Source organism: Caldisphaera sp., from assembly GCF_046536515.1.
GTDB lineage: Archaea > Thermoproteota > Thermoprotei_A > Sulfolobales > Acidilobaceae > Caldisphaera.
Map to the genome: position 1 here is coordinate 1 of NZ_JAWDMQ010000011.1, position 26,962 is coordinate 26,962.

A 26,962-nucleotide genomic window follows, 5' to 3' on the forward strand; every position below is an offset into this window, starting at 1 on the left:
TTGATATAATTATCTAAATCAATTTTTTTAGCAACAGGAGACAATACCTTTTCTGAGAATTCCCTAACTGAACTCCTCAACAAATCAATATCAGATTTTGCACTCAATTTAATACACCAATTAGTACAACTATAGTGAAAAATATATATTTTACACTATGAACAATATTGTATAAAAAACCAAATTCTTGTAATAAAAATATATTACTTAGAAAATTTCTCTAAGTAGTGTGATAACTATGTTCGAAAACGAAGTCGTTAAGGAGGTTCTTAATAAATATAGGAGAATATGGTCAATAGGTCATGCTATGGGATTAATGGGCTGGGACAATGAAACGTATATGCCCCCGAAAGGTAGCGAAGAAAGAGGCTATGCATTTGCAGAGTTAAGCACGTTATTGCAAGAAATTTTATTGAGTGATAGTTTTGTCCAACTAGTTGAAAAAGCAAAAAATCAAGAAAACTTAAATGATTTTGAAAAAGGAGTAGTTAGAGTATTAGATAGAGAAATATCAATATTTAAGAAACTTCCTTCATCATTAATATACGAGATATCAAAGACATCTGAAGAAGCTTTCCATGCATGGAAGATAGCTAGAGAAAAGAACGATTTTAGTATATTTGCACCATACTTAGATAAAATAATCAAACTTAACATAGAAAAAGCTGAAAAACTTGGTTATGAGGAAGAACCTTACGATGCTTTATTGGACTTATTTGAGGAAGGTCTAAGAGCAAGGGATGTTTCAAATATTTTCACTTATTTAAGAACTAATTTAAAAGTTTTATTGGATAAAGTAATAATGCAGAATTATTTTTATTTTGAACCAGAATTGGAAAAAATTAAATATGAAAAAGAAAAAATGGAGAAAGTTAATTTAGAAGTCTTAAATTTACTTCAATATCCATGGGACAGGGCTAGATTAGATGTAAGCCCGCACCCATTTACTCAGGGTTTAGGTATTAATGATGTAAGAATCACAACAAGATATGAAGGTCACGATTTTAAGAGATCTTTATTTAGCGTTGTCCACGAATTTGGTCACGCTACTTATGAGCTTCAAATTGATGAAAATTTAAAGATGACGCCAATAGGTGGAGGAGTTAGTTTAGGTATACATGAAAGTCAAAGCAGATTTTGGGAAAACATAATAGGCAGGAGCTACCAATTTACAACTATAATAAAGCCTGTATTAGACAAGAACTTAGAATTTACAAAAAAATATACAGAAGAAGAACTTTTCAGATATTTTGCTAACGTTAAACCAAGTTTAATAAGAACTGAAGCTGATGAGTTGACATATAACTTTCACATTTTGTTAAGATTTGAAATGGAAAGGCTTATGTTGAAAGGTGAAACAAAAGTTAATGATTTGCCAGAAATTTGGAATCAAAGTATGGAAGAACTTTTGGGAATTAGACCTAAAACTTTTAGCGAGGGAATTCTTCAAGATGTTCATTGGAGCCATGGAGATCTAGGTTATTTCCCAACATATACATTAGGAAACATTGTTGCAGCTCAGGTAAGAGAGTACTTGCTAAAGAATATACCATTATACGACCTTATAAATGAAAAAAGATTTAATGATATTAAAGAAAATTTAAGGGAATTAATCCATAAATATGGATCTACTTATAAACCTAAAGACCTATTAATTATGAAGCTTGGGGAAGCATATAATCCAGAATATCTAATAAAATACTTAGCAGAAAAATATTTAAAGTAAAAGAAAAAAGTAATCAAAAAATTTAACAACCTTTTTTCTTCGTCTTAGTTGCCTTCTTTTCTTCTTTCTCTGACAACTTATTCACCTAAAATAATTTTTTAAATAGTCATTTATAAGCGATAATACATATTTTTAAGATGATAGGATTTTAAGCAACTTTATTATTCATAAACATATATAAAGGTTAAAAGGATTTTATTAAGCGAGAAGAGATGGATAGAAATTGCGAGAATCAGGAGGAAATAATAAAGAATATGTTGGAAAAGAGAAAGAGAATAGAGATATTGAAAATGGAGTTGGAGGAAGTTTCGAAGGATATAAATCAGATGGAGATTATAAGGAATATAATAATAGACTATATGATGACTCATGCAAAGAATTACTACGAAAGCTAGCAGAAATATCTTCTGAAGAATCATCATTAGTTTTCCGTATTTATAAGTTAAGGGAGGAAGCAAAATATATGGCATTAGAACTCTCTGGACTTTTATCACAATACAAATTATTAGGGGGAGATTATAAAGAATTCCAAAAATTTTTTGAAGATATGTTTGAAAAATATGTTGAAAATGCTTCATTCTAAGTCAATTTTAGTTTCGATTTTCTATTTACTTCAAAAAATTAGTAAATCAAATTTTGCCAGGTATATGAGAATGTAAAAGTTCAACATTTTAAGCATAATAAAATTACAATCCAATAATTTATTTTATATTAACAAAATTAATATTAAATTAAAAAAGTTTTCTAATTAAATCAAAAATGGTGGTAAAAATGAAACATAGGATTAATGGAAATTTTATTATTGCAAAATTAGAAAAAGATGAAGATCTAATGTTTCAAATAGAGAATCTAGCAATTATATATAAGATAAATGCGGGTATTATTTTATCAGGTATAGGTATGTTAAAAAACTTTGAAGTAGGCTATTTTAATGGATCAAATTATGATACTATAAGTGTAAATGATAGATATGAATTGGTTTCAATGCATGGGAGTATAACTAAAAACGAACCAAAGCTTCATATTCACGTTGGTCTGGCATCTCCCAAGAAGGAATTAATTGGAGGACATTTAATTAAAGCAATAGTAGATCCTCAAGTTGAATTGACTATATTAAAAATTGATGGATCCTTTTCAAGAGTTTACAACCCTATAACAAATTTAAAAGAATTCGATCCTACTAAATGAGTTATAATTTATTAACTTCATCTATTATTTCTTTAATTTTTGTTTTATTTTCGCTATTTTCTTCTCTTAGGGGCATTCTAACATAACTTTTGATAGGGCTGTCTATCAACTCAAGAGCAGCCTTTGTTGCGCTGGAATTAGAAAAACCTATGTCATATATCTTCGATACCTTCAATATTTTTTTGTTTAATTCTAAAACCTTTGTATAATTGCCATTTACAAATTCTCTATATAATTCTACATGCAATTTAGGAAATACATTTGCTAATCCAGATACTGTACCATCTCCTCCCATAATTAAAACAGGTAAGAACATTTGAGCCATACCAGTTAATATATAAAAATCTTTTCTTAATCCTTTCACAGCATCTATGCTTTTTCTTATATAATCAAAGCTATCATATGTAATTTTGACCCCAATAACATTGCTGTATTCCTTTGCTAATTTTTCATATGTGCTTACTGGTATTACAGTTCCCGTTGTAATCGGATTGTTATATAATATTATTGGAGCATCTAAAGATTCAGCTATTTTTGAAAAATGCATGTATAGTTCATTTTCGCGAAGTTTATAAAAGTAAGGTGGCATAACAATTAGTCCATCTGCTCCGTAATCTAAATAAACTTTGCCTAAATATATGGATAATTGTGTTGAATTTGTTGTAATGCCTGGTAATATTAAGACTTTTTTATTTGAAAATTCAATGGTTTTTTTAACAAAGTTTATCAGTTCTTCTTCTCTTAAGCTTACAAATTCGCCTGTAGTTGAATTTGGAAATAAACCATTTACACTGTTATTTATTGTATAATCTATAAGCCATTTTAATCCATCATAATCTATCTCTCCATTATATTTAAAAGGAGTAATCATTGGAACTACTATACCTTTAATTTCCAAAATTATCACCCATTATATCTAAAATTATAAAAGTTAATAAATTCAGGTGTATAATTAAGTTTTCATATAGTTATATCATCAAGTTTTTTTATTTGCAAATTATTTGTATCAAAACCATAAAAATACCACAAGCTTGATCCTAATAAGCCTGTAAGCCAAAATAAAATGTCATAAATTTGGAAAAATGCTATGCTTAGACCATGTGTAAATAATACAGAAAATATATAAATAATCCAACCCGATGCTCTTATAATAGATATTCCAGTTGCTCTGTATCTTGTTTTGAGCAGCTCTCCTTCAAGTATTAGTCTTGTTCCCCACGTTAATTGCGTAAATAAGCCGTTTATTAATATTAAAGATAAAAATAAAAAGTAATTATTGAATATATGTACTGCAACAAGTAAGATTAATGAAGATAAAATACCACCAATGAAACTGTATAATGTAAATGAAGTCCTTTTAATTTTGGTAATAGTAAAATAGCCTAAAATACCCCCAACAATGTTTCCTAAATTAAAGAGAAAAACTATATAATAGGTTAAATTAGGATAATAGTATGGTCCAATTACCCAAGATATTAAACCATATGTTAAGATAGTTGAAATAGATATTAATAATAAAGGAATTAATTTTCTTCTATTTTCATTAATAAAACTTATATTTTTTGAACTAGATAAAATCCAAATTTCAGATTCGGGTAGCTTTTTTCTAAAAAAGTAAGAGGTTATTAAAGAAAGGAGTAAGACTATGCTTATTGTTAATTTAACTACAAAATAATTTTGGAAAAATATGAATATCATTGATGACAAAAGAGCTCCAAAATTAACAAAGTTTGTTATTAGCATCATAAATTTTCCTCTATCATTTGCATTTAGGTTTTCAGTTAAATAAGAAATAATAGCTGGCTCATCACCTCCTGCTATGGAAAAGAGTAAAAGGCTTATTCCTATTAATGATACATAAGAATTAAATAAAAGAAATAGCATTATTCCAAATGAAAATAAGATAGGAGTAATTACTAGCACCAGTTTTCTACCATATTTATCTGCAATATGACCAAATAAAATATTTCCAATCAATAGGGAGGCTGGAGGTACTATAAGAAGATATAAGTCTATGATTTTTGGATAAAAATTCAATTGAGTTAACAAAGAACCTAATGTAATTGAAAAACCGTATAGAAATATTGATGTTGATGTGCTTATGAATGTATAAGCCCTCATCTTTTTGTAATCTTCCATATGGATACCCTATCCTATTCAGCCTTTCTAGTTTAAATGTATAGTTTTGTTATGTATAAAAAGAGTAAATAGAATACAAAAGCTAAATCAAAACAGTAAATATCAATAATTGTATACCCATGGTGTAACTTCTTGTTTTCAGTTTACGTTATCTCAATATTTAAATAAATTTATGGGATATCTTTAGTGATTTAATTAATCCCTCATGATCTGTTGGTGAAGAAAACAAAATTCCGTCTACATAATTTTCAACACTTTGAATCGCTTCATCCAATTTATCTATATGAACCAATTCCTCCTTTGGTAAATGCTTTAATAAAAATTCTTTGTTATTTTCTGTTATTAATACAAAATATAAATATAGTTTAGAATTTTGTTCTTTGACCTTTTTTGATACTTCCTTAAGTTTTTCGCTAAACCATGGTCTAGTTATTAAATAAAATGATGCTCTGCGTTTTATTCTTTCATTTATCTCGTTAATGGATTTATTTAGATTTAACAACAATCCCAAATTTGTATCTGCATATTTTGATCTTATAACATTTATAGCTTCATCGGGTGTTACATCTTCAATTTTATTGCCTACTAAAGGCACATCTCCTCTAACCAATAAGAAATTGTTTATTTGATTCATTCTAAGAGCAGTTATTGTGTTTAATAAATTAAGTCTATTAACATCAAATAAACGTATATTTGTTATAATGTTTGCATTATCAAAATTATCTTTTATCATACAAGATATTATAGAAGATGATGGAGAAGGTATTCCTAAAGGTGCATCGGGTATATCTATAAGGTCTGAATATTCTATTAGATCTTTCGCATGTCTCAATAGTTTTTCTTTATTGCTATACGGTGTTAGCTCAGCTATTATTTCTTTCAACTCAATCACCTACGGCTTTGTGCTTATCAAAAATCCTAATAACCCTATGAGCATAGCTATTAAGGAAATATTTTTATTTTTTGTAGATATTTCTTTTGTTGGCTTTATTATAGTAAATATTGATGATGCGATAAAAATTATGTCAACTATAGATATTGGTATTATGTAAATTATTGGATATACCTTGTTCATAATAACTGGTAATGGGCTTAAAGAGACTGCAATAGCATAAAATATAAATGCTATTACTGCTGCAGTTCTTCTTCCGAAAATTACTGCTAATGTTTTAACTCCTGCTATTTTATCTCCTTCTACATCAGAAATGCCCTTTGTTATTTCCCTAGCTATTCCGGATAAAAATATCATTAGCCAATAAATCATGATGTTTAGATTCAGTTTATTTATCATGGCGGCTCCATATAATAAAGGAACCCCCATAGAGTATGCTACCATTATGTTTCCAATAAATCCTGATTTTTTCCCTTTTCTATTGTATAAGATTGCTATGAAATATGAAATTAATGCTATTAAGAAAGTCATTATTCCAGTTAAAACAGAAAAAATTAAACCCAAAATAGTAAATAGATAAAACATTAAGTAGGCCTTATCTACACTAACCCTGCCTGAAGGTAATGGTCTATTGGGGTTGTTAACTCTATCTATATTAATATCTATTATGTCGTTTAATATCATCGAACTTGATGATATAAAAAAACCTGTTAGGAAACCAAATATTAATATATGAATATAAGGTATTTGTCTTCCAGAAGCAATAAATGAACCTACAATTACAGAAAAGCCTATCATTATGTCGTTTAACGGCCTTATTAATTTAATGTAGTCTTTAATCATTTTAATCAGCTCATTATTTTTATTATCCCCTAGCGTTATATTAATAAGAGGGATTAAAAATGGAATCTAGTATTGAATCACAAATAGGAAAAATTGCTGCTAAATTTAAATATCCTGATTCAAGGGTTTTATATCAAATTACCTCTACATTATCAGAAATAATAGAGGAGGCAAACTTTGAAATTAAAAAAGAATTTATAAAAATAGTAGCAACGGATCCCGGAAAGATAGCCTATATAGAAATTAATATGCCTTACGAAACATTTTTAGAGTATGATGTTACCAAGGATATAAACATGGGAGTTAATGTACAATCACTTAATAATATAGTGTCTAGGGGTAAAAAAGGAGATAATGTTTTGTTTTTAGTATCTGAGCAAAATATATTAATTAAAATTGAAGGAGATGTAATAAAGAAATATTTAATCCCAAATATAGAGGTTTCTATAGATGTTCCCAAGGAAATTAAGATAGATTTTGATACGAGAGTTGTTGTTATAGGTGATACATTTAAGAAAATTTTATCAGATGCCAGCTCTTTTGGTGATATAGTAGAGCTAGTGGCTGATGAGAATAGTTTTAAAGTTAGAGCTAAGACTGAAGGTCCAAGAGCAGAAGTAAATTTGACCAAAGGCTCTACCTCATTAATTGAATTAGAAACTAAAGGAAAGTCTGTTAGTTCATACGATGTTAATTATTTAAAGAATGTTTTAAATTTAGCAAAAATTGCTGAAACTGTTGAGATAAGGTTTTCAAGTGAAAAACCTATAGAACTAATATTTAATGCACCCGATAAGAGTAAAATAAGGTATTTGCTAGCCCCAACAACTCAATAAATTATTAAAGAGTTATCATATGTTAGCTCTCCAGGGAAGGGACTTTTAACTATTTCTTTGATAGGGTCTCCATTGGAATAGCAAATGGAATTTAAAATAGCTTCAATATTATCAGATCCCTTAATTACAATTCCTTTCTTAGACTTAGCCATTTTATTAATTATATTATCGTTGCCAAATACTATTGTTGTGCTTGAGCCTGACATCATTTTTGCTATAGATATTGCCTCCGTACAGCTTGAAACGCTTGTAGATGTTAACACTGGTGCTTCTATATCATTCCAAAGTATTTCTGAATTCTTAGCTATATTATCAATCAGTGTTGGTTCTATATACCTTCCATTTGTTAACCCCCCGGTTAACAATGATCCTCCTTTATATATAGCATCATTAATTAGCTTTGTTGATCTATCTGCAATTTCTTTGTTTTTTAATGGTCCTATTTCTTTTCCCTCCAATGGATTCCCAACAAGTGACTGAGAGAATCTATCAGCAATAGATTCTATTATCTCATCTTTTAAGCGTTCAAGAGAAATTAACCAGCTTATCGATCCACATGCTTGACCTGAATGCTTTAATGCGAGCTTTGCTATTATATTGGAAAGCAAGTCAACATTTTCAGGTAAGCTGCATAAAATAACAACAACTCTTCCTGCACAATTAGCAATAAACTTACCCGATAAGTTTTTCATCAAATTTTTATAATTAATTTTTTTTCCGTAAAAATAATATACGAATTCTTCATTATCAAATAAATCTATATATGACATCCCCCTTGTCGGTAAAAATGAAATGGAATCTAAAAAAGATGAATCGGAAAACATGGAGATAGCGGAAAGGATTGAAACTAAAGAGTATGAAGAAGGTTTAACTATTACAGGTGTTCCTGAAATTAATGAACGTGTTATTGATGAGATTGTCGTAAAGAATGGAGATGTAAATGCTGGAAAAACAATGCTTAATCCCTTTTCTAATTTTATTTGTGTAGTTATACTGCTTGAGTCAGATAAAAATGATATAGGCCCATCCCTTGTTGAAGTTTCGCTATTAGATAACAAAGTCCATGAATTTTCCATAATTTTTTCTGCAGATTGAATTTCTTCCCTTGATAATTCTATGCTTTTTCCGGTTTCTAAAGATACTATTCTAGAGATATTTTCTTCGTATTTTTCTATTTTGCTAGATATTTCAATTATTTCTTCTATTCTATTATAAATATTAATTGATTTTAAAGAGTCAGATTTCAAAGATGTTTCTATTGCCTTTTTTATATCACTCTGGTTAGGTAATCCAAAATTATAAGGCTCATCTAATATGTTTTCCTTCCATATCCTTATCTCTCCTTCTATAGGTTTTCCATTTATTACATAAGGTAATCCGTTTCCATCAGATGTAACAAATGCTGGTTCAATAGCTTTTAATTCTTTTAATATTAATCCCATGAATATCACCTGAACGAAACGGGTTCTTCTGGATATCCTGAGACTCTGTTTATATAAACGGCAAGTGCAAATAGTACGCTACTAAGCCTATTAATTGACTTATAAACGATATCATCAAAATTAAATTCCCTGCCAGCTTTTATTAAAGCTCTCTCAGCTCTTCTAACAACTGTTCTAGCTACATGCAATGTAGCTGCTGATTGCGTACCAGCTGGTAAAACAAAGTTCTTTAATGGAGCTAGACCATAATATTTGTCTGCCATATTTTCTAGCTTTAACACATCATCTTCGTTAATAGCCTTTACACCCGATACATGAAATCCTATTCTAAATGTAAGGTATTGAAGATCCCTAAGATCACTTTCTATATCTTTCATATGCGATGGTAAAAATGATCTAGCTAACCCAATTAAACTATTTGCTTCATCTAAAGTACCAATGAGTTCTATTATGGGATGGTCTTTAGGAACTCTAGTTTTTAATAGATTACAATAAGTGCTTCCGTCATCTCCTGTTCTTGTAAATATGTGACTCAATAGCTACACCCAAATTAATATGCATACTTAGAGATTTTAATAATATGTTATATTTGCTGATATATCATAATGGGCGGTTAAAGGAGTAGTAGTTTGCGCAAAAACATAGCCCATCCTAAATGCAAAGCTTTCTATTAACATCATTCTGTCCTGAAGCCTTGGCAAGTACTCCATGGCTTCCTTTGGGATTGAGATTTTTTCTAATTGACTTTTTTCTGTCCTCAATATAACTTTTGTATTTGCTAGTTGAAGTATAATATCATTAAGGTCTGAGGGAGAATGCGTGCTAAATATTAATCCAACACCTCTAGCTCTTCCTAGCCTTGCAATTTTCGATATCATTGCAGATACTTGCCTAATTGCATCTGAGTCCTCCTTTACCTTGCTCTCATTTTGGAAGAATTGATGTGCTTCATCTATAATTGTCATAATGTTAGGTGTTTCTATTCTTTGTGCCCAAGACTTATGTTTCCATGATATTAGTTTATCTAAAGTTCTATAAGTTACAGCTCTTAATGCATCGAAACCAGCAAAATCTAGACCCCATTTTAAGTCTAAAACTATAGGAATATTTTCGTCATTAGCAATATTTACTATAGTCCCCCAATCAGGTTCGTTAATTAATACTAATTTATTTTGTTGTCTTATTATAATGTCTATAACTTGAGTTTCAATAAGTGAAGATATCCTTCTATATAACGCTTTTATGGTCTCTTCATGAGGTCTAGCTTTAAGTAATATATCAATGTATTCCCCTATAGCATCTAAAAATGTAAAGTTATAGTTACCTATTTTTAGGTTTTCTATATCAATATTATCGGAATTAATTATATAGGGCTTTACATACTCTAAGGCTTGTTCCAACAATTCATCCTTTTCATCATAATTGGTTTTACTATAATAGCTAGAATTTTTATTAAAAGATTTATAAATTGATTTATCGACAAATATTGACAATGCTCCATAAATGGCCTGGATTGGTGAATAAACTCCGTGGTTTTTCTTAAACTTTTCTCTCATTTTTTTAAGAAGGTCCTTTGCTAGTGGAGTTAAACCTGGCAGAAGTGGGGAAAGGCTGTCTGTACTCGTTTCAAGAGTGTTTATTACATATGGAATAAATATCAATCTGAATGGATTCTTAGTTTCCATTGCCATAATTTTATAGTTTTCTATTTGGTTAAACAAGATATTATCATTTATTAATGGTGAAAATGTTTCATAAAAGTATTTTTTAGCAATTTCTTTTAATGTTCTATTAATATCAATTTTATTGGTATCTAATTTATTTTCTATTAAATCGTATGATATAGGAACGACAGAAATTATACCTTTAAGTTGTCTTACATCTTTATAGCAACTTTTTACTACTTCTTGAGGTGCAGGAGATATATTGTTTGGGATTGGTAGCTGTACAAAATCTTGGTTTAGGTCAATAATTATAGATATAGGATGCTTTTCAAGCTGATTATACATGCTCACTATCATGTTTTTTAATAAAGTTGTCTTACCGCTTCCAGTTGTTCCTAATATAAGTATGTGATGGTAAAGCGCGCTAAGAGGTAATCTTACTGGTATTTGGCCGTTTTTTACTAAGCCTGAAGGAGTGCTTAGTGCTCCAAACGTTATTCCTTCTTTAGGCAAATCTAATAGTTTAATTAAAATATCAGGGTTCGGGTCTACTACTGGTGATTGCGGTTCAATGCTCTTAGTTGCAGGTCTAGGGCTTTTGTCATCCTTAGACATCTCTAAAACGAGTTCACCCTTTACCAAAGTATTTGTTATTAAACCTCGGGGTTCAATGCTATTTACTATTTGGCTTATTGGTGGTTCTAATCCTATAGCAGCCAATTCATCTTTTCTAATTATACTTTTTATCCTAATTAAAACTTTCCTTAAATCTTTTGGATCAATTATAATTAAATAATCGCCAACTTTATGAAAAGGAGCATCGGGTTCAGAATAGTATGTACTTGGATCAATTATAAACTCGATCTCAGAATTTTCCTCTACTTTAACTTCGCCATATCTAGAAATTTTTCCTATTATCTTTCCATCTTTTTTAGCCTCTTCATATGACATTAATAATAGTTTTTCAAGTTTATTAGCTTGATCTTCTGCATTATTCAGAAACTCCTCATTTAGCCCTATTGTTTCCTTTTTGTCCATTCAGCTTCAGCCTCTCTAAGAGTGTCATAAGATATTGGAGCTCCTCTACCAACTATTGTATTAACAAGTAAATCTTTTAAAACTTGAGTTATCATTTTTCCTCTTTTATCGCTATAAGCAATTGTTATAGATTCTGTATTTTGCTTTGTTATAGAATCGTTAATTAATGCCTGGACTGGTTCAGTATTGTAGTTGTTAGTTAAAATATCTAAAGTCTTTTCTGTATATTCTAGTCTAAATATCCTCCCTTTATTTATACTTTGAAACTTGCTTGGAGGTATTAAAACATATTCAATTATTTTTTCTAGTCCATTAGATTTAACCTTAATTTTAGGAGTTGTTAATATCTTTCCATAATAATCATTATAGCAGCTAGAATATAGCATCTTTTGTATTATTAGTGAATCATTAAAGTTAGTATAATGCCCAATACATTGTTCAAATGCATCTGCGAATTCCTGTAGTTTTCCTAATATTTTTCCTCTTTCAAGCCTTTTCACAACACCAATAACTGGTATATCTTGCTCCTCAAGCATTTCTACGCTTTTTACTCTGTTTAACATTAATTCAAACCTTAAGTTATCATTTTTATTATCTAACAAAAATATTGGCCCATCTAGCATTACAACGAATTTTTTACCTTTGTTTTTAAAATATTTTCCCAATGCATTAGAAGGTTCTATTAATGCCCAGGATTCTAGTTTAAGCCTTGAATAATCCATGAATTTAGATATATCATCTTCTCTATCTAAGAAACCTATTTGATTAATTGCTCCGTTAGTATTATCAGAAATATTTAAATCATCTGATGCTACATATATGAAAGGTTCAGGTTTTACTGGTATGTATGCTAAATCTGGGTACAAATATGGCCAATCGCTTAACTCTACTGGTCCTTGGCCAGATATTGAAACTGCAGAAATCATTATATCTGCTTCTGGAGTTATTATAGCTCTGCTGCTTGAATCTATACCTATCATGAAAAAGTTTTTATCTTGTGAAATTTTTTTACTGTTAAAAAACCTTGATGAGTATTCATAGAGTTCAACATTGGTTTCTACTTCATTTATATCATCATTATCAATTATATCTTTTAAAGTTAGGGAGAATTTTTTCTGAGTTGAAGTAGTTTTATATGATTTTACTATATCATTTCCCAGATTATTGATTGTTTTTATTGGAAGGGTAAAGCTCAATTCAATCGCCTATCACTATATTATAATATGCGTATTACCTTATATATATTTAATAAAATAAAATTTCTAAAAATTATGATTGTATGCTTACTTCTATTATTAATTTTATAGCTTCTGTTATGAAATCTTCATCTAATGATGGATAATTAAATTTTTTCATTTCTATTACTTGTTTGTGCGTTAGAGGAATGTGAATAAATCCCCCTTTAATACCGTTTTCATTTGTTAATTTCATTATTTTATAAAATATTTCGTTACAAAGAAAAGTACCTGCATGAAATGAATAATAGGCTGGAATTCCCTTTGACCACAAAGTTTTTCTAATTTCCTCATAAGGAAGGCTTGTATATAAGGCGCTAGGTCCCTCTTCTACTATATCATCGATTTCTTTATCTTCATTGAAATAATAGGAATTGATTGCTACCCTTTCTATTCTTATTCCAGTTGCTCCAGGAGCTAGCCCTAAGCCAATAACTAAATCAGGTCTTATTTCGTAAAATTTCTTATCTAGTATTTTTATTGCTTCTTTATGAATAACAGGCAGTTCAATACCGAAGATTTTATAGTTAATTGTTTCAAAATTGTTTAATTTTTTTGCGATCTCTCCGCTAGGATTGTAGCTAAATTCTAAAAATGGTCCAAATCCTGTTAAAAGAACTCTTTTTTGCATCTTTTACCTCCCCTATAATTATTTAATACTTTAACCCTTATTTATGTATTATTTTTACTGATAAAGTGAACGACAAACCTCGCCCTTCAGGGCGGGGAGGAGGTCAGGAATTAGGAATAACATAAAATAGCGAATTCTTTATATTATCATGAATAACTTGTGCTACTCTAGGTGTAACCTCATCATGTTCTCCAACTAAAATTAATGTAGGAATATTTATTTTCTTTATATTATTTGTTATATCTATATCTTTTATTGTTCCGGTTATTTCAAATTCTGTTGGACCATTCATTATTTTGTAGATTTTTCTATTGGCAATGAAATTAAAAGTTTTTTGAACAAAATCTGGAAATCTATGAAACATGAATAGATGCATTAAATAGAATTCATTTACAGCTTTTGTACATCTATCGCTTGAAAAATCGTTATTTTTTTCACACTCATATATAGTATTTTTAGTTTGTTCAGGTAATTTTTCTATTAATCTTCTCATTTCTTTCACAGTTAATGGTACGCTAGAAAGGCCGCTTGAAACGATAAGCCCTTTTAAATTGTTTTGGTACTTTACTGCATAAGCTAAAGCCAATAAACCTCCCCATGAATGGCCTAATAAAATAACTTTATCTTTTGCGAGCTTTTTTCTTACCTCTTCTACCTCTTCCACATAATATTCTAACTTTGCTCAATTTTCAATATCTTTTGGCTCTCCAGATCTTCCACAACCGCATTGATCATAAAAAATCACTGTATTATTTTCCTTTGCAAAGGAAGATAATGGAAGCAAATAATCATGAGAGCCCCCGGGACCTCCGTGAAGTATTAATAATTTATTTTTACCATTGCCATATATTTTGTAATATATATTTATCCCGAAAACATTAATTAACCCATCTTTATAGTTATCAAACAAGGTTTCACCAGTGTTTTTAATGTTAAGCTAAGATATTTAAATTTAGAAATAAACCTATTATTAATTTAAAGGAATATTAGCTATGAATATTTTATAGGATTTTACATAAGTAAATAAAAATTTTGAAAAAATTAAATATTTATAAGATATTTTTATATTTATAATTGTTAATGATTAGTACTTAAAGTTGCTGAGTATCTCTTATTTTATGCTATAATATTTATGCACACTTTGCTTGAGAACTCGATCTTATTAGAAGATAAAATACTGCTATAAGTTTAAATATTGCCATGGTAGTTTATAAATTGGCTCTTAAAAGGGCCTAAATGGGATGGAGTCCCCTGAGTAACCGCCTTTTGGCTAATGACTCCTTTTGAGGTGATGTAAATTGATTTATAAAAGTTTAATAGGCTCAAAAGGGTCAAAGGCCAATGAAAGGACAATTTGGGACCTAAGAATTGAAGAACTCATAAATGATATTTTGGGCAATGATAAAAACCAGTTTTTAATAGATGTTTTTAAAGAGCCGCTCACAGATAAGGATGTAATTATCTTCAGACAAAGAATATTCAACGATCTTATGGATGAAAAAATTTATAGTGTCATAAAAAATTTTGTATATGAAATAAAAGAATTTAACAAGCTGATGGATTTAGAGGCTAAAACATATGAGGAGTTTAAGTACGGCTTCCATCTTGATGCAGCTCTTATGTACATAAAGGCGTTAGAAACAACATTAAATTTAATACGAAATTTAAACATAAACTCAGAAGGCATCGGTTATTTTGTTGACTATCTAGAAAAACTAATTCATAGCGATAAATTTCAAGCTTTAAAGAAGATAGCATATGAAGCGAAGGCTAGCAGAGATAAAATAAAGATCAGAATAAGCATAAATGGAGATAAAATAAGGATAACGGAGGAAGAAAACGGTGAAGATCTATCTTCAAAGATTGACCAATTGTTTTCAAGATTTAAAGGACAGCAGGTTGGTGGACTAAATTTTTCTAATCATTACGAGAAAATTACTCATATACATGCGGAAATATTAGAAGGGATCTATAGGATCTTTAAAGAAGAATTTAGTGTTATTAAAAAATTAAAGGAAGAATTTCCCGATATAATAGATGAAGGTATTAATTCATTCGCTAACGAATTTGAGTTTTATCTTAAATACATTGAATATATGAAAGGCATTCAGTCTAACGGATATAGGTTTTCGATACCACAATTTACTGAAGACGGATCTATTTACATCAAAGAATTTTATAATTTGTTATTAGCTAAGAAAAGGAAAGCTGTAACTAACAACATACATACATCAGGCGATAGAAGAGTTTTTATAATAACTGGCATGAACGGTGGTGGAAAAACTACTTTTGCAATAACTTTTGGTCAATTAGTGTTTCTTGCTTCTATAGGTGTGCCTGTTCCTGCAGAAGAAGCTAAAATACCGTTATTACCAAACATAATGACTGCTTTTCCAATAGAAGAAGATAGATTAGAAAGCTTAAGCAGATTGGAGGAAGATATAGTCAGAATACATGATATTTTAAAAACGGCCGATGATAAAACACTAATCATAGTTAATGAGCTTTTTTCTGCTACAACTTCTGATGAAGGATTTGAGCTTGCCAAGCGTTTTATAAACAAGGTAATAAGCAAGGGTTCATATCTAGTTTATGTTACTTTTATTACAAAGATAGCTACGCTTGAAAAAGTTATTAGCCTTGTTGCGCAGATCCAAGATGAAAAACCTACTTACAGGTTTATAGAAGGCAGCCCTCTTTCTAAATACATGGCAATTCAAATAGCTTCAAAACACAGGTTGATTTATGAAGATATAAGAGGTGATATCGAATGATACAGTTTGATCTTTTGAGGATAAGTAATGATACAGAAATTAAGGATAAAGATAATTTAATAAAAGATTTAGAACTTGAAAAAATAATAGAGGTAATAGCACAAAAAGATGATCTGATAAAAAAGGTATGGAATCATGTGCTTTTGCTATCAGAAGTTGATATTAATTCTATAAAATACAGACAGGAGGCTGTTAAAGACGCTATTAAGAATAGAGATACTATAATAAACATATATAAATTTGTCGGAGACGTCATAGCTAAAACTAAGAGGGCTACATTTCTTTTAACTTACAATAACCCAGAATTGATAGTTTTTTATACAGCGAACGGAATGAGAGTAATGATAGATTCGTTTAAAGAATTAAAAAACATTCTTAACAAGGCAAGCTTCTCATCTGAAGCCTTTCTAGAAATGATAGGCTCCATAAAAGAGAACATAGACGATAATTTCATAAATTTAGCAAAAGAACTCCTGAGTTTCTTTGATATAGATAAACCCATAGAATTTTCTGTAAGGCTTGACGCTTACAACACTTTAGCTGACCCAGTTGTTTTAACTCAAAAAAAGGAGGAAGGGATAATAAAGAAATTATTTTACAGAAAAAATGATTACGTTTTTAGATTAGAATCGCATGATGAAAGAGGCGCACAAATTTTGCATAATATTAAAGAATGGGTTTTTAGCGGATTGGCTCCAACAATGTTGAAGGCTTATGAACACTTAATGCAGTTTTTCATAACATTACAAACGCAACTTGCTTTTTTTGTAGGCGCTATAAACCTCTTTGATTTCTATCAAAAACTAGAACTCCCATTAGCCTATCCTGATTTTTCTGAAGGTACTTTATCTTTTAACGATCTGTACTGCCTTTCCTTGGCAATATCAACAAATAAAAAACCTGTACCAAATTCTCTTGAATCGCATAATATAAATGCATTTATAATAAGTGGGATCAATAAAGGCGGAAAAACTACATTCTTAAAAGCTATTGGTAAATCAATATTGCTTGCAAGAGCTGGAGTGTTTGTGCCAGCCAATAATTTAATTCTACCATCATCGGGGGCTGTTCACACGCATTTTCAGAAGGAGGAAGAAAGAACAATGTCATATGGAAAGTTTGAAGAAGAGATAATAAGGTTCAGAAAAATAATTGAATCATTAAAGGCAGGTGATTATGTTTTAATGAATGAAAGCTTTTCAACAACTAACCAGGTCGAAGCATCTGTAGTAGCTAAACAGGTAGTATCTGCACTAATAGATAGTAAAATAACTGTTTTCTATGTTACGTTTTTGCAGGACTTCTTATATGACTTTATTAAAGATAATAAAAATAGATCTGTTCTATTAATCCCTGAAAGGCTAAAAGATGGAACTAGAACGTTCAAGTTAGTACAAGGCTCTGTTCAGTCAGGTTATGCATTAGAAATATGGAATAAATATTTTACTGAAAATTAAGAGTACGGCTAATTTAACTCTTGAACTCTCTTCCTATTATAATAATATTATTTCAACTAATATAGAAGCTAATGTAGAATAAAGGCATAAATAAAATAAACTGAAGTAATAGAAGATTTGTAATGAGATTAGTCAAAACAATCCTACTTTTAAAATATATGATAATTTAAAAGATGTTATAAAGAATGCAACAGCTAATTATAAGAATAAAGTTGTACAACATATATTTTAATTTAAAAATTTGTAGTGTAATGAAGGAAGAGAAAAAAGAAAAATTAATTAAATATTAGGATTTTATAAATTTTTTCATATGCCTTCTCCTTATAACAGTAATTAATGAACTGTATATGATTATTAAAATGCTAAATAAAAACAGGATTCTACCCATTATAATAGAGATAAAGCTAATAATAAATACAAAAAGAAATATAAAACCCATGAAAATTCTGGTATTTATTTGTGATTTTAAATCATTAATTAAGACTGGGTGCAAATTTTCTTTATATTGTTTTAAAATATTATATAATAGGAATGCCCAAGTAAAAGCTAATATAGATAATGCACTGCTTAAATAAAAAATGCTTCCTGTTTCTAAAAACACAGGTAATAATGAAATTATTATTAAAAGAAATACGTCAGTAGCTGGAAAAGAATTATTCTTTATAGGGTATTTCAGTCTGTCCGTTATATATCTCCACCAAAACCAAATTACTATTATATTAACAACGATATAATCTATAATACTAATTACAGATAATCTAAAGGAATTAATTGTTTCAGCACTTAAAGCTAAGGCAATTGCAACTATCATTGTTGATAATTCCAATATGAGCATATTTGTTGTAAGTTTTTCATCACTCATCTTTTTCACATAATTATTTGAAATAAAACGAATTATATAAAATTAATGGTTAATATCTACATAATATTTATTGCATTATTTGAAAAGATTTTTAATTTTATTTAATGATTAAATTTATATTAAATTCTCAAAAGTTTCACATCTTTTTAAATAATAAAATATAAAACGTAAAAAAGAATCAAAAATAAATATATCCTATAGCTTTATATATATTGGGTGAAGTATAATGTATAGGGCTATTAGAAAAGCACCTTACGTAATAATATTAATAGCATTAGTTTTAACCATAGCTTTATATCCTTTTATGACTAAAATTAATAGTGTAGTTAGCTCAAATGAATCTAGTTTATTACCAAAAAATGTTGAAAGTATAAAAGTTATGAATATAGTAGATAATTCTACAAATTCTACTAAGGAAACCAATGTGGTTTATATAATATCTAATGTTACTGTAAATTCTTCTTCATTTTATAGATTAAACTCTACATTAATGAAGTTAAACCTATCTAATTCCATTTCATGGATAAGTTTGTTAAATTCGGCATATAGTTTAACTTTGAATAAAACAAACTATATGTTAAATTCAAGCCTTGAATTGGCAAATGGAATAAAAAGTTTATGGATTAATGTTAACAATTTATCAAAGAAACTGTATACTTTACAAAATAACATATTTTTACTATCGCAATTAATTAGGAACGCTGACTATATTTATTCAAATTATTATCTTATTGGAAACAATTTGTCTAATTTAGTAAATAACACGAGATATAAATTAATACTATTAGGAAATGCAACTAATCAATTATCTAATTATTATACGGCCCTATACTTTAACGTAATAAGAATTGAATTTTATTTGGAAAATAAAACAAATGCGTATGAAACTTATAATTTAACTGAAAATGATATTTACACGGTAATAAATAATTCACCACAAATATATAATATAAGTTCACCCAGCCCTTCGCTAGTAGAATTTGTTTACTACAATGTTTTAAAAAACGGTGGGCCTAGTGAATTTAATAATGAATTCGCATCAAACTTAACTTATGAATTATTGGAAAAGCTTAACAATACAAGTAGTAATTTCACAGAAATTCTTAGTTTATATCATATCGTTTATAATAATATAAGCAGCAAATATCCCAATCTTAAATATATTTTGTATGAAAATCCCAGTATAATAGGCCAATACAATTTATTAAGTTACATAAATAACATCTCTAAAGAATCATCCATAGTTACTTTCGATAGCTTAGTCAAAAATTATATAAATAATGAAAAAGAATTGGAAATAATATTTCCTATTGCATCCCAATATGCATTAAGTAATTTTAATAATTCAAAACTAAACAACTTATTTTATAATAGCACAATAAACATATTAAGTTCATTTAAAGTCCCAAAGATAATAGCTGAAAATTTGTCTTATTATATAGTGGAAAACGAATTTAATAAGGAAGTAGCTTCGGTTAACGCATTAAATACCATAATTTTATATATGCCTAAAAATGTCTCATTAATTAATTCAAATATCGCAAATTACATATCAAAAATTTTAATTATAGATGATCCAAATGCTGATGGTTTGCTATATAATAATGTAACATATTCAAATATAGTTGCATCAAACTTAATTGGTAACTTATTTAATGTTTCTAATAAAAAAATATTGTTGGAACTTGCAGATAATTATGATCCTAACACTGTTGCAATTCAAGTTATAAATCAAACATTAAATTCAACTTTAGCAAGAACTTTATTAAACGAGATCGCCATTAACGAGCCAATCAAAAACTATAGTCAATTAATTTTATTAATGCCAAGTATGTTATATAGTATTTTAAGTAATTATGGAATACCATCAAATTTAACTGGGTTAGTTATTAATTCAACAATGAAGGTATTTCTTAACGAAACAAGTTATTCAATCCAATTAGATTATATAACCAAAAAGATATTTAACGAAACGATTAACAATATAACAAATAAAATTGTTGGAACTTTAATCCAAAATGATAAAAATGGTTTCATAATATTCTTGCCAAGCAATTTGTCATATAAAGCAATAATTAATTTAGAGAATAATTTGAGTAATACATTAATTAGTCTTGGATATAAAGATACTAAAGTAATGGTTACAGGAAATCAGGTGTTAAATTATCAACTAGCTAATTCATCATTAAAGAGTATTTCTCAAAGCGATACAATAAGTACGATATTGGTTTTAATCATATTAGCTATCGTATTGGAAAGTATTGTTGCAATATTTTTGCCATTCGTTGGCATCGGGATGGGATTAATAATTGCTTTAGGAGTTGCATATATTTTGGCAAAAGGGGATATTATTTCACTAAATTCAATAAGTAGGACTATAATGTATTTAGCTGGTCTAGGGCTTGGAATTGACTATTCAAGTTTAATTTCCAGAAGGTTTAGAGAAGAATTTTCTAAAGTTAAAGATGCTAGAATTGCATCAGAAAATGCTTTGAGAAGGAGTTGGAGAGCTGTTATTACTGGTGGTCTAACTGCAGCTATTGGATTTGGTTCAATGTCTATTGCATCTAATTTCCCGTTTTTATCAAGTCTTGGAGAGTCTATACCAATAGCTATTTTAATAACAATGACAATTAGCTTAACCGTAATTCCTTCACTATTAGCGATTCTTGGAGGCAAAAAAATTATATGGTGGCCATCAAAATTAAATAAACCTAATAATAAATCAAAAAGCAATAATACTCGTTATAATAGTTTACTTAAGCATCAAGCAATAATACTAGCAATCGTTATAATAATTTTAATACCATCAATCTATGTATATGTAACTTTTAGCGGTAGTTATGACTTTAGTTTAATGATGCCTCAAAATTCCCAATCAGTTGTCGCATTGCACTATTTAACAAATAATTATCAATCAGGTCTTCTATACCCAGATTATATAGTTGCACCAAACATCTCTACATTAAATCAAATTAATCAATCGATATATAAATTGAGTTGCGTTAAATCAACTCAATTATTAAATAGTTCAAAGCCTATATTAGAAGTAGTTTTATCAGAATATCCATTAGGGAAACAAGCTATCGCATGTACAGAAACCATTAGAAGTATGGCTAAAAATGTTTCTCAACAAGCAATGGTAGGCGGAATGCCTGCTGTAAACTTAGATCTCAAAAATATAGTTTATCATAGCTTTTATCATCTAGTTTATCCCATTGCCATAATATTAATGTTTATTGTATTGCTTATATTTTATGAAAGCGTTCCAATGGCTTTAATAGCTTTGGGAAGTGTTGTATTTTCAGCAATATTTGGAAGCGCATTATCTATAGAAATATATAAAATGTTAAATATAACATTACCCTGGTATTTGCCGATAGTTGTGTTTACTGCAATTTTAGGTGTCGGTATGGATTACAATAGCTTTATAATAAATAGAATGAAAGAGGAATGTGAATTAAATTGTAGTAAAGAGGCAATAATTAACACTTTAAATAGAATGAGTATATTAGTTATAGGTCTATCTGTTATTATGGCCGGTGCTTTTTCAGGACTTTTAGCTTTTTCTGCACCAGGATTTAGAGGTATGGGATTAGCATTAATGACTGGGGTATTGCTAGCAGGATTTATGGCATCATTATTCTTCACTCCACTTTTGGCTAATATTCTAGGTAAATACGCTTGGTGGCCTAAAAAAATTAAAAAATCATAAATTATTAATAAATTTTTTAACTTCATTAAAATAGTATTCAGGATTTTCATAGAAATTCATATGGGAAGAATTTGGTATAATAACTAACTTCGATCCTTTAATATTTTCATTAATGACTTTAGCTACTTCTGGAGTAACTTCATCAAATTCTCCAACAATTATTAATGTTGGTATATTTATGTTTTTAATATCATTTGTTATGTCTATGTCTTTAATTGTTCCGGTTATTTCAAATTCTGTTGGACCATTCATTATCATATAAATTTTTCTTTTTGATAAATAATCAAGGCTCTTTTGTACTTCTTCAGGATAAACATCTAATCTTAATAAGTGTCTTTTGTAAAATTCCTCAACAGCTTTTTTACATTTTTCACTTGAGAAATCATTTTTCTTTTCACAATCGTATATTTCATCTCTAATTTCTTTTGGTAATTGATTAATTAATCTTCTCATTTCTTTCACAGTTAATGGTACGCTAGAAAGGCCGCTTGAAACAATAAGCGCTTTTAAATTGTTTTGGTACTTTACTGCATAAGCTAAAGCCAATAAACCTCCCCATGAATGGCCTAATAAAATAACTTTATCTTTTGCGAGCTTTTTTCTTACCTCTTCTACCTCTTCCACATAATATTGTATATTAGTACATTTGCTTAAATCTTTTGGCTCTCCAGATCTCCCACAACCGCATTGATCATAAAAAATTATTGTATATTTATTATTGGCTAATTTTTTCAATGGCAATAAATAGTCATGGGAAGCTCCTGGACCTCCATGCAATGTAAGTATTACATCTTTGCCTTTACCTACTTTTTTATAATAAATTTGGACCCCGTTAATTTCTATAAAACCTTCTTCTTCGTTATACATTTCGCCCACCATAATTTAATAAAAAATTGGGCTTTAAATTTTATATTGTGCATTGTAATTTTATTAGCTCAATTAAATTAATTGCATAGAATTTCGCAAAATTTGTTTTACTTAATAGAGTTATGATATGCTTTCCTTTTCTAAGCCTTTCAGCTTTCAATATAGTATGTATCTTATGTGGCTCATTGACGTAATGTAAAATCAGCTTGTTTACATTATCCAGCTAATCCCTTTTAAAAGTTGCTATAAATAGAGATGGTAGAGAAAGATTTTAAAAAGTATATTTTAATAAAGATTTAGTTGCTAAAATAAACTCCTAAACATTGCTCTGTTTTTACTTTTATGAAGAAACTCTCTACTAATATTTTTTATTCTCGGCCAAATTTGTATGAGCCCCTAAATATGTGTATCCTCCTTCTGTTGATGAACCTTGCAGGGCTAATCTTATACCGTTAAAGAAGAATGGAATGAAGAAGGCATCCCAGAATAGGTTGACTATTATTGCGTAATATAACATCTCAGAGACTTTTGATGAGGTGAAAAGCCACCACAAGCCTTCTATAAAGGCAATAACTAGTGTAGCAAGTATTGCAATATGGGGCAAAACCAACTTGAGGCTTGCTTTTGCTTTAGAGCCCTTAGGTGTGACTTTGAAGGGCCTCTTTTTCCTTAAAAGCCAAGATATAAATGCTGTAGTTATTGCAGCGAACTCCAAGTATTCTAGCGTCTTATGGTAGTAGAATCCCTTTATGCCATACTCAGTCCCTCTCATAATAAGAATGAATAGAAATAGTGAAAATAAAAAGTATGGCAGATATACTATTATATATAGAATAGGATTGATAATTATTATAGGTATTCTGGTTATCAGGAAAAAGGCAGGAGACGCAACTTCGATTATGGTTAGTGGACCTACCATAGTCCAATAAAGAAATCCCGCGTAGTAGTCAATGAACTGCGCAACACTCAAGTTGCTAATGAGAATTGAACGGATTAGCGAAAAATACCCGAAGGCCCACCTTGACTGTTGAGTTATATAAGCATTAACATCTTGAGGAGGAATTCCGTACCATATTAGTGGCACGTCTGCATATGCGCTTTTGTAACCCTTCGAGTGGAGCTTTATCGATACGGCTGCATCTTCAGTTAAGCTTGTTTCGGGCAGGTAGCCCACCTTTTTCAGGGCGCTAATTCTAAACACAGTACCTGATCCAAGCGAAAATGCTGACCTGCTATGCCTGCCCTTCATGATAACCCTCAAAAAAGGCTCCTGTTGGTACTTAGCTCCCTGCGCTACGCTGCTGTAAAGCTCTGTATATCTCTGAGGAATTTGAACGAAGGCTATTTTGGGATCCTCAAAATACGGCAGGACTTGTTTAAAGAAATCCTTAGTAGGCCTCTGATCTGCATCAAATATTGCTACAAGGTCAAAGCCTTCTCCCTCTATTCTCTTTAGAGCATCATTTATAGCCCCAGCCTTATATCCCTTCCTATCGTTTCTATGAAAGTATCTTATTCCGTTTCTTGAGCAAAAATCAATCAGCTCCTTTACTATTTGCTTGTCCGTTGAGTCATCTAGCAGGAATACCTCACCCATGTCCCCCAATGCATTCTTCACTGCAATGAGAGTTTTTTCAACTATTTCTGGATTCTCATTAAAAGATGTTATGAAAGCTGCAATTCTTAGCTTCATCGGACTGCCTACTATTAGCGCGTTGTACTTGCGGGAGCTTAGAGAAATCTCGGCAAAGTTAACGAACATAAAAAAGGGTACAATCATAGTGAGCCACAAACCATAAGCCAGCGGAAGAGTTAGCAACCTGGCCCAGGTAAAGTAGGTTATTATAGCTGCCGCGACAAATGGTGAAAAGAACACAAGTAGGTTTATTAGCTTCATCCTAGTTCACATCAGTATTCAATGATTTTATCGACGCTGGACTTGATCGTATCACATACTGGCCCAATCCTCTCGCATATTAAAACCAGATTTATTTCTCCCTTCTTCATAGTGTAGCTTATGAATGCATCCCAGAACTCGTCCAAGTAGAACAAATTGTCAGTTCCCGGGCATATGTCGTTCGCTCTATAAATTATCACAATCGGATTCTTAAATTTTAGGGCCTTGTATGATATCTCGTTCGAAATTTTATTTGCCAGTTTTAAAACATCGTCGAAATTTTTCACATTAAACCTGTCCATCTTGTACTTTGGCATGATTGAGAATTCAACGTATTCCATATCGAGATTCTTAGCAGCTTCCATAGCATTTTCTTTTGTCGAGACAATGACTGCAGTCCCTTCTTTTTTGAAGTGGGTCTCAAGGATTTCGTTTACTGTAGATACCCAGTCTCTTCCAGGTGGTTGTACAACTAAAATTGACCTCGGAAAGTAATTGTATTTTCCATGGCCTATGTAAACCTCCTTGTTCTGTAATTCTTCTCTTGAAAGCTTTAGAGCAAGGAACTTCATGCCATCAATTATAGGTATTTTTTCAAAGCTCATGTTCTCATGATCTAGGATGCCCTTAATTTCGGGTATTCCTATTCCTAACTTTACGCCATAATTGAAAGTTATTTCCTCAAGCCTTTGTTTAATTTGATCTATCTCAGCCTCATTCGGAATCATGTTAACTACAAATGCCAGAGGAAAACCTTCATTAGAACTTCTGGCCTCTATTTTTTTCATGTAATCTACTGTAGAGTCAATGATATTTTGATCTGCTGATGAGACGTATATCCTCATTGGTATAACATCTAACAAATTATTGCTTACATAAACCCAATCACTGGCGTTCTCGTCATTCCTATATTTGGCCATGAGAGGATTGTCAATTATAAAGCAATCATACTTTTTATTCATAATGCTAATGAGGCTCTTCAGTTCGCTATAAGAATTGCCCAATTCATGCGCTAAAATATAAATAAAGTGACTTGACAAGTCCAATACTGAGACGAGACCGGACTTAACCTTGAATGTTTTGAGATCCTCTTCAGCTAGTCTAGATATCCCAACAGCAACGTGTTTCTTAATTCCTGCAACATATGAAGAATACCCAGCAGGATCTGCATCTATGAGCAAAACTCTGAATCCTTCCTCAGCTAGAGCCTTCGCAAGCGATAGCGAAAGAGTGGACCTTCCCACTTCGGCTTTAATACTTAGCATATCAATAGCGCATTTCATTGAACTATCACCATTATTATCATTTAAATGAGCATATCTAATTGCTATATATTTGGCTGTATATATTCTATTTTTATTCTCTGTAATATCTGAAAGCCAATCCTTAAATTTTTTTGATTCAACTTATTTTAATTTTTTGCATCTTACAAAAAGCAAAAATGTGATTTGAACTTATATGCCTTGCATTGATACTATTTTGCAGAGATTTGAAAGAAGTTTTACCATATAGTTACTAGTAAATCAATGATCTCTTCTTTAAAGCATCTGTTAAAGTTAGCTCATTAATCTTCGATGAAAATATAGATATTTTATTGTTATATAATTTCTTTACCCTATCAATTAGCAAGGCTTTTGTCCTCGTTTTTAATAATTTTATTAGGTCAATTAAAGTAATACTATAGTAAATTTTGTAAAGTTTGTTTTACTTGGCTATGTAAAATTATCTAGAATTTTACATTAAAATTTATAAATAG

At 29.8% G+C, this 26,962-nt stretch carries 22 protein-coding genes; 7 read left to right on the forward strand and 15 right to left on the reverse strand.

The genetic code is table 11. The features are described 5' to 3' along the window. The first annotated feature begins 238 nt into the window (after positions 1-238). The 3 genes from RXO53_RS02855 (at position 239) to RXO53_RS02865 (ending at position 2,914) form a co-directional block, all read left to right on the forward strand. A complete protein-coding gene (locus RXO53_RS02855; protein ID WP_410712756.1) occupies positions 239-1,726 on the forward strand; it encodes a carboxypeptidase M32 in 1,488 nt (495 codons plus the stop codon). A 223-nt stretch (positions 1,727-1,949) separates the two neighbouring features. After that, complete coding sequence (locus RXO53_RS02860) at positions 1,950-2,309, forward strand: hypothetical protein (RefSeq protein WP_410712757.1); 360 nt, start codon at positions 1,950-1,952, stop codon at positions 2,307-2,309. Between the two features lie 188 nt (positions 2,310-2,497). Further along, entirely contained in the window at positions 2,498-2,914 is a 417-nt protein-coding gene (locus tag RXO53_RS02865) for a PPC domain-containing DNA-binding protein (RefSeq protein ID WP_410712758.1), read from the forward strand. 1 nt (position 2,915) lies between these two features. Here the strand turns inward: RXO53_RS02865 and RXO53_RS02870 are convergent, their stop codons facing one another. From RXO53_RS02870 to RXO53_RS02885, 4 genes are all read right to left on the reverse strand, one after another. Next, a complete protein-coding gene (locus RXO53_RS02870) occupies positions 2,916-3,812 on the reverse strand; it encodes a dihydrodipicolinate synthase family protein (protein ID WP_410712759.1) in 897 nt (298 codons plus the stop codon). A 62-nt stretch (positions 3,813-3,874) separates the two neighbouring features. Next, the gene (locus tag RXO53_RS02875) at positions 3,875-5,053 is read right to left on the reverse strand and encodes an MFS transporter (protein ID WP_410712760.1); all 1,179 of its coding nucleotides are present in this window, start codon (positions 5,051-5,053) and stop codon (positions 3,875-3,877) included. Positions 5,054-5,213: 160 nt separating this feature from the next. Then, complete coding sequence (locus RXO53_RS02880; RefSeq protein ID WP_410712761.1) at positions 5,214-5,936, reverse strand: hypothetical protein; 723 nt, start codon at positions 5,934-5,936, stop codon at positions 5,214-5,216. Between the two features lie 9 nt (positions 5,937-5,945). After that, positions 5,946-6,788 (reverse strand): UbiA family prenyltransferase, encoded by an 843-nt coding sequence (locus tag RXO53_RS02885; protein ID WP_410712762.1) that lies wholly within the window; start codon positions 6,786-6,788, stop codon positions 5,946-5,948. 59 nt (positions 6,789-6,847) lie between these two features. Here RXO53_RS02885 and RXO53_RS02890 point away from each other — a divergent pair, with 59 nt between their 5' ends. Further along, positions 6,848-7,624, forward strand: coding sequence for a hypothetical protein (locus RXO53_RS02890; RefSeq protein WP_410712763.1), 777 nt, complete (start codon positions 6,848-6,850; stop codon positions 7,622-7,624). On the opposite strand, the gene RXO53_RS02895 is transcribed toward RXO53_RS02890, so the two are convergent. The 7 genes from RXO53_RS02895 to RXO53_RS02925 all read right to left on the reverse strand — a co-directional run bounded on the left by RXO53_RS02895 (position 7,618) and on the right by RXO53_RS02925 (position 14,544). Further along, positions 7,618-9,066: an aldehyde dehydrogenase family protein gene (locus RXO53_RS02895; protein ID WP_410712764.1), complete on the reverse strand. Its 1,449-nt coding sequence runs from the start codon at positions 9,064-9,066 to the stop codon at positions 7,618-7,620. The two genes, RXO53_RS02890 and RXO53_RS02895, sit on opposite strands and share 7 nt — an antisense overlap. A gap of 5 nt (positions 9,067-9,071) precedes the next feature. Then, the gene (locus tag RXO53_RS02900; protein WP_410712765.1) at positions 9,072-9,602 is read right to left on the reverse strand and encodes a cob(I)yrinic acid a,c-diamide adenosyltransferase; all 531 of its coding nucleotides are present in this window, start codon (positions 9,600-9,602) and stop codon (positions 9,072-9,074) included. A gap of 36 nt (positions 9,603-9,638) precedes the next feature. Further along, positions 9,639-11,768 carry an FtsK/SpoIIIE domain-containing protein gene (locus RXO53_RS02905; protein WP_410712766.1) on the reverse strand — a complete coding sequence of 710 codons (2,130 nt, stop codon included), beginning with the start codon at positions 11,766-11,768 and terminating at the stop codon, positions 9,639-9,641. Further along, the gene (locus tag RXO53_RS02910; RefSeq protein WP_410712767.1) at positions 11,747-12,964 is read right to left on the reverse strand and encodes a DNA double-strand break repair nuclease NurA; all 1,218 of its coding nucleotides are present in this window, start codon (positions 12,962-12,964) and stop codon (positions 11,747-11,749) included. Before RXO53_RS02910 ends, RXO53_RS02905 begins: the two co-directional genes overlap by 22 nt. Positions 12,965-13,037: 73 nt before the next feature. Further along, entirely contained in the window at positions 13,038-13,634 is a 597-nt protein-coding gene (locus RXO53_RS02915) for a peptidase C15 (RefSeq protein ID WP_410712768.1), read from the reverse strand. A gap of 103 nt (positions 13,635-13,737) precedes the next feature. Next, the gene (locus RXO53_RS02920; RefSeq protein WP_410712769.1) at positions 13,738-14,298 is read right to left on the reverse strand and encodes a proline iminopeptidase-family hydrolase; all 561 of its coding nucleotides are present in this window, start codon (positions 14,296-14,298) and stop codon (positions 13,738-13,740) included. 18 nt (positions 14,299-14,316) lie between these two features. Then, entirely contained in the window at positions 14,317-14,544 is a 228-nt protein-coding gene (locus tag RXO53_RS02925; protein WP_410712770.1) for a hypothetical protein, read from the reverse strand. 388 nt (positions 14,545-14,932) lie between these two features. Here RXO53_RS02925 and RXO53_RS02930 point away from each other — a divergent pair, with 388 nt between their 5' ends. Together RXO53_RS02930 and RXO53_RS02935 are read left to right on the forward strand one after the other, a co-directional pair. Then, complete coding sequence (locus RXO53_RS02930) at positions 14,933-16,408, forward strand: MutS-related protein (RefSeq protein ID WP_410712771.1); 1,476 nt, start codon at positions 14,933-14,935, stop codon at positions 16,406-16,408. Then, positions 16,405-17,865, forward strand: coding sequence for a MutS-related protein (locus tag RXO53_RS02935; protein ID WP_410712772.1), 1,461 nt, complete (start codon positions 16,405-16,407; stop codon positions 17,863-17,865). The genes RXO53_RS02930 and RXO53_RS02935 overlap by 4 nt, the downstream gene beginning before the upstream one ends. A 286-nt stretch (positions 17,866-18,151) precedes the next feature. On the opposite strand, the gene RXO53_RS02940 is transcribed toward RXO53_RS02935, so the two are convergent. After that, entirely contained in the window at positions 18,152-18,727 is a 576-nt protein-coding gene (locus tag RXO53_RS02940; protein ID WP_410712773.1) for a hypothetical protein, read from the reverse strand. A gap of 226 nt (positions 18,728-18,953) precedes the next feature. Here RXO53_RS02940 and RXO53_RS02945 point away from each other — a divergent pair, with 226 nt between their 5' ends. Then, positions 18,954-22,442 (forward strand): MMPL family transporter, encoded by a 3,489-nt coding sequence (locus RXO53_RS02945; protein WP_410712774.1) that lies wholly within the window; start codon positions 18,954-18,956, stop codon positions 22,440-22,442. Here RXO53_RS02945 and RXO53_RS02950 read toward each other — a convergent pair. The 3 genes from RXO53_RS02950 to RXO53_RS02960 all read right to left on the reverse strand — a co-directional run bounded on the left by RXO53_RS02950 (position 22,437) and on the right by RXO53_RS02960 (position 26,489). Further along, on the reverse strand, positions 22,437-23,321 hold the full coding sequence (locus RXO53_RS02950) for a proline iminopeptidase-family hydrolase (protein WP_410712775.1): 885 nt from the start codon (positions 23,319-23,321) through the stop codon (positions 22,437-22,439). The genes RXO53_RS02945 and RXO53_RS02950 overlap by 6 nt on opposite strands. A gap of 346 nt (positions 23,322-23,667) precedes the next feature. Beyond that, positions 23,668-25,206, reverse strand: a complete 1,539-nt coding sequence (locus RXO53_RS02955) for a glycosyltransferase family 2 protein (protein ID WP_410712776.1) — start codon at positions 25,204-25,206, stop codon at positions 23,668-23,670. Positions 25,207-25,217: 11 nt separating this feature from the next. Then, positions 25,218-26,489: a ParA family protein gene (locus RXO53_RS02960; protein WP_410712777.1), complete on the reverse strand. Its 1,272-nt coding sequence runs from the start codon at positions 26,487-26,489 to the stop codon at positions 25,218-25,220. Positions 26,490-26,962 lie beyond the last annotated feature (473 nt).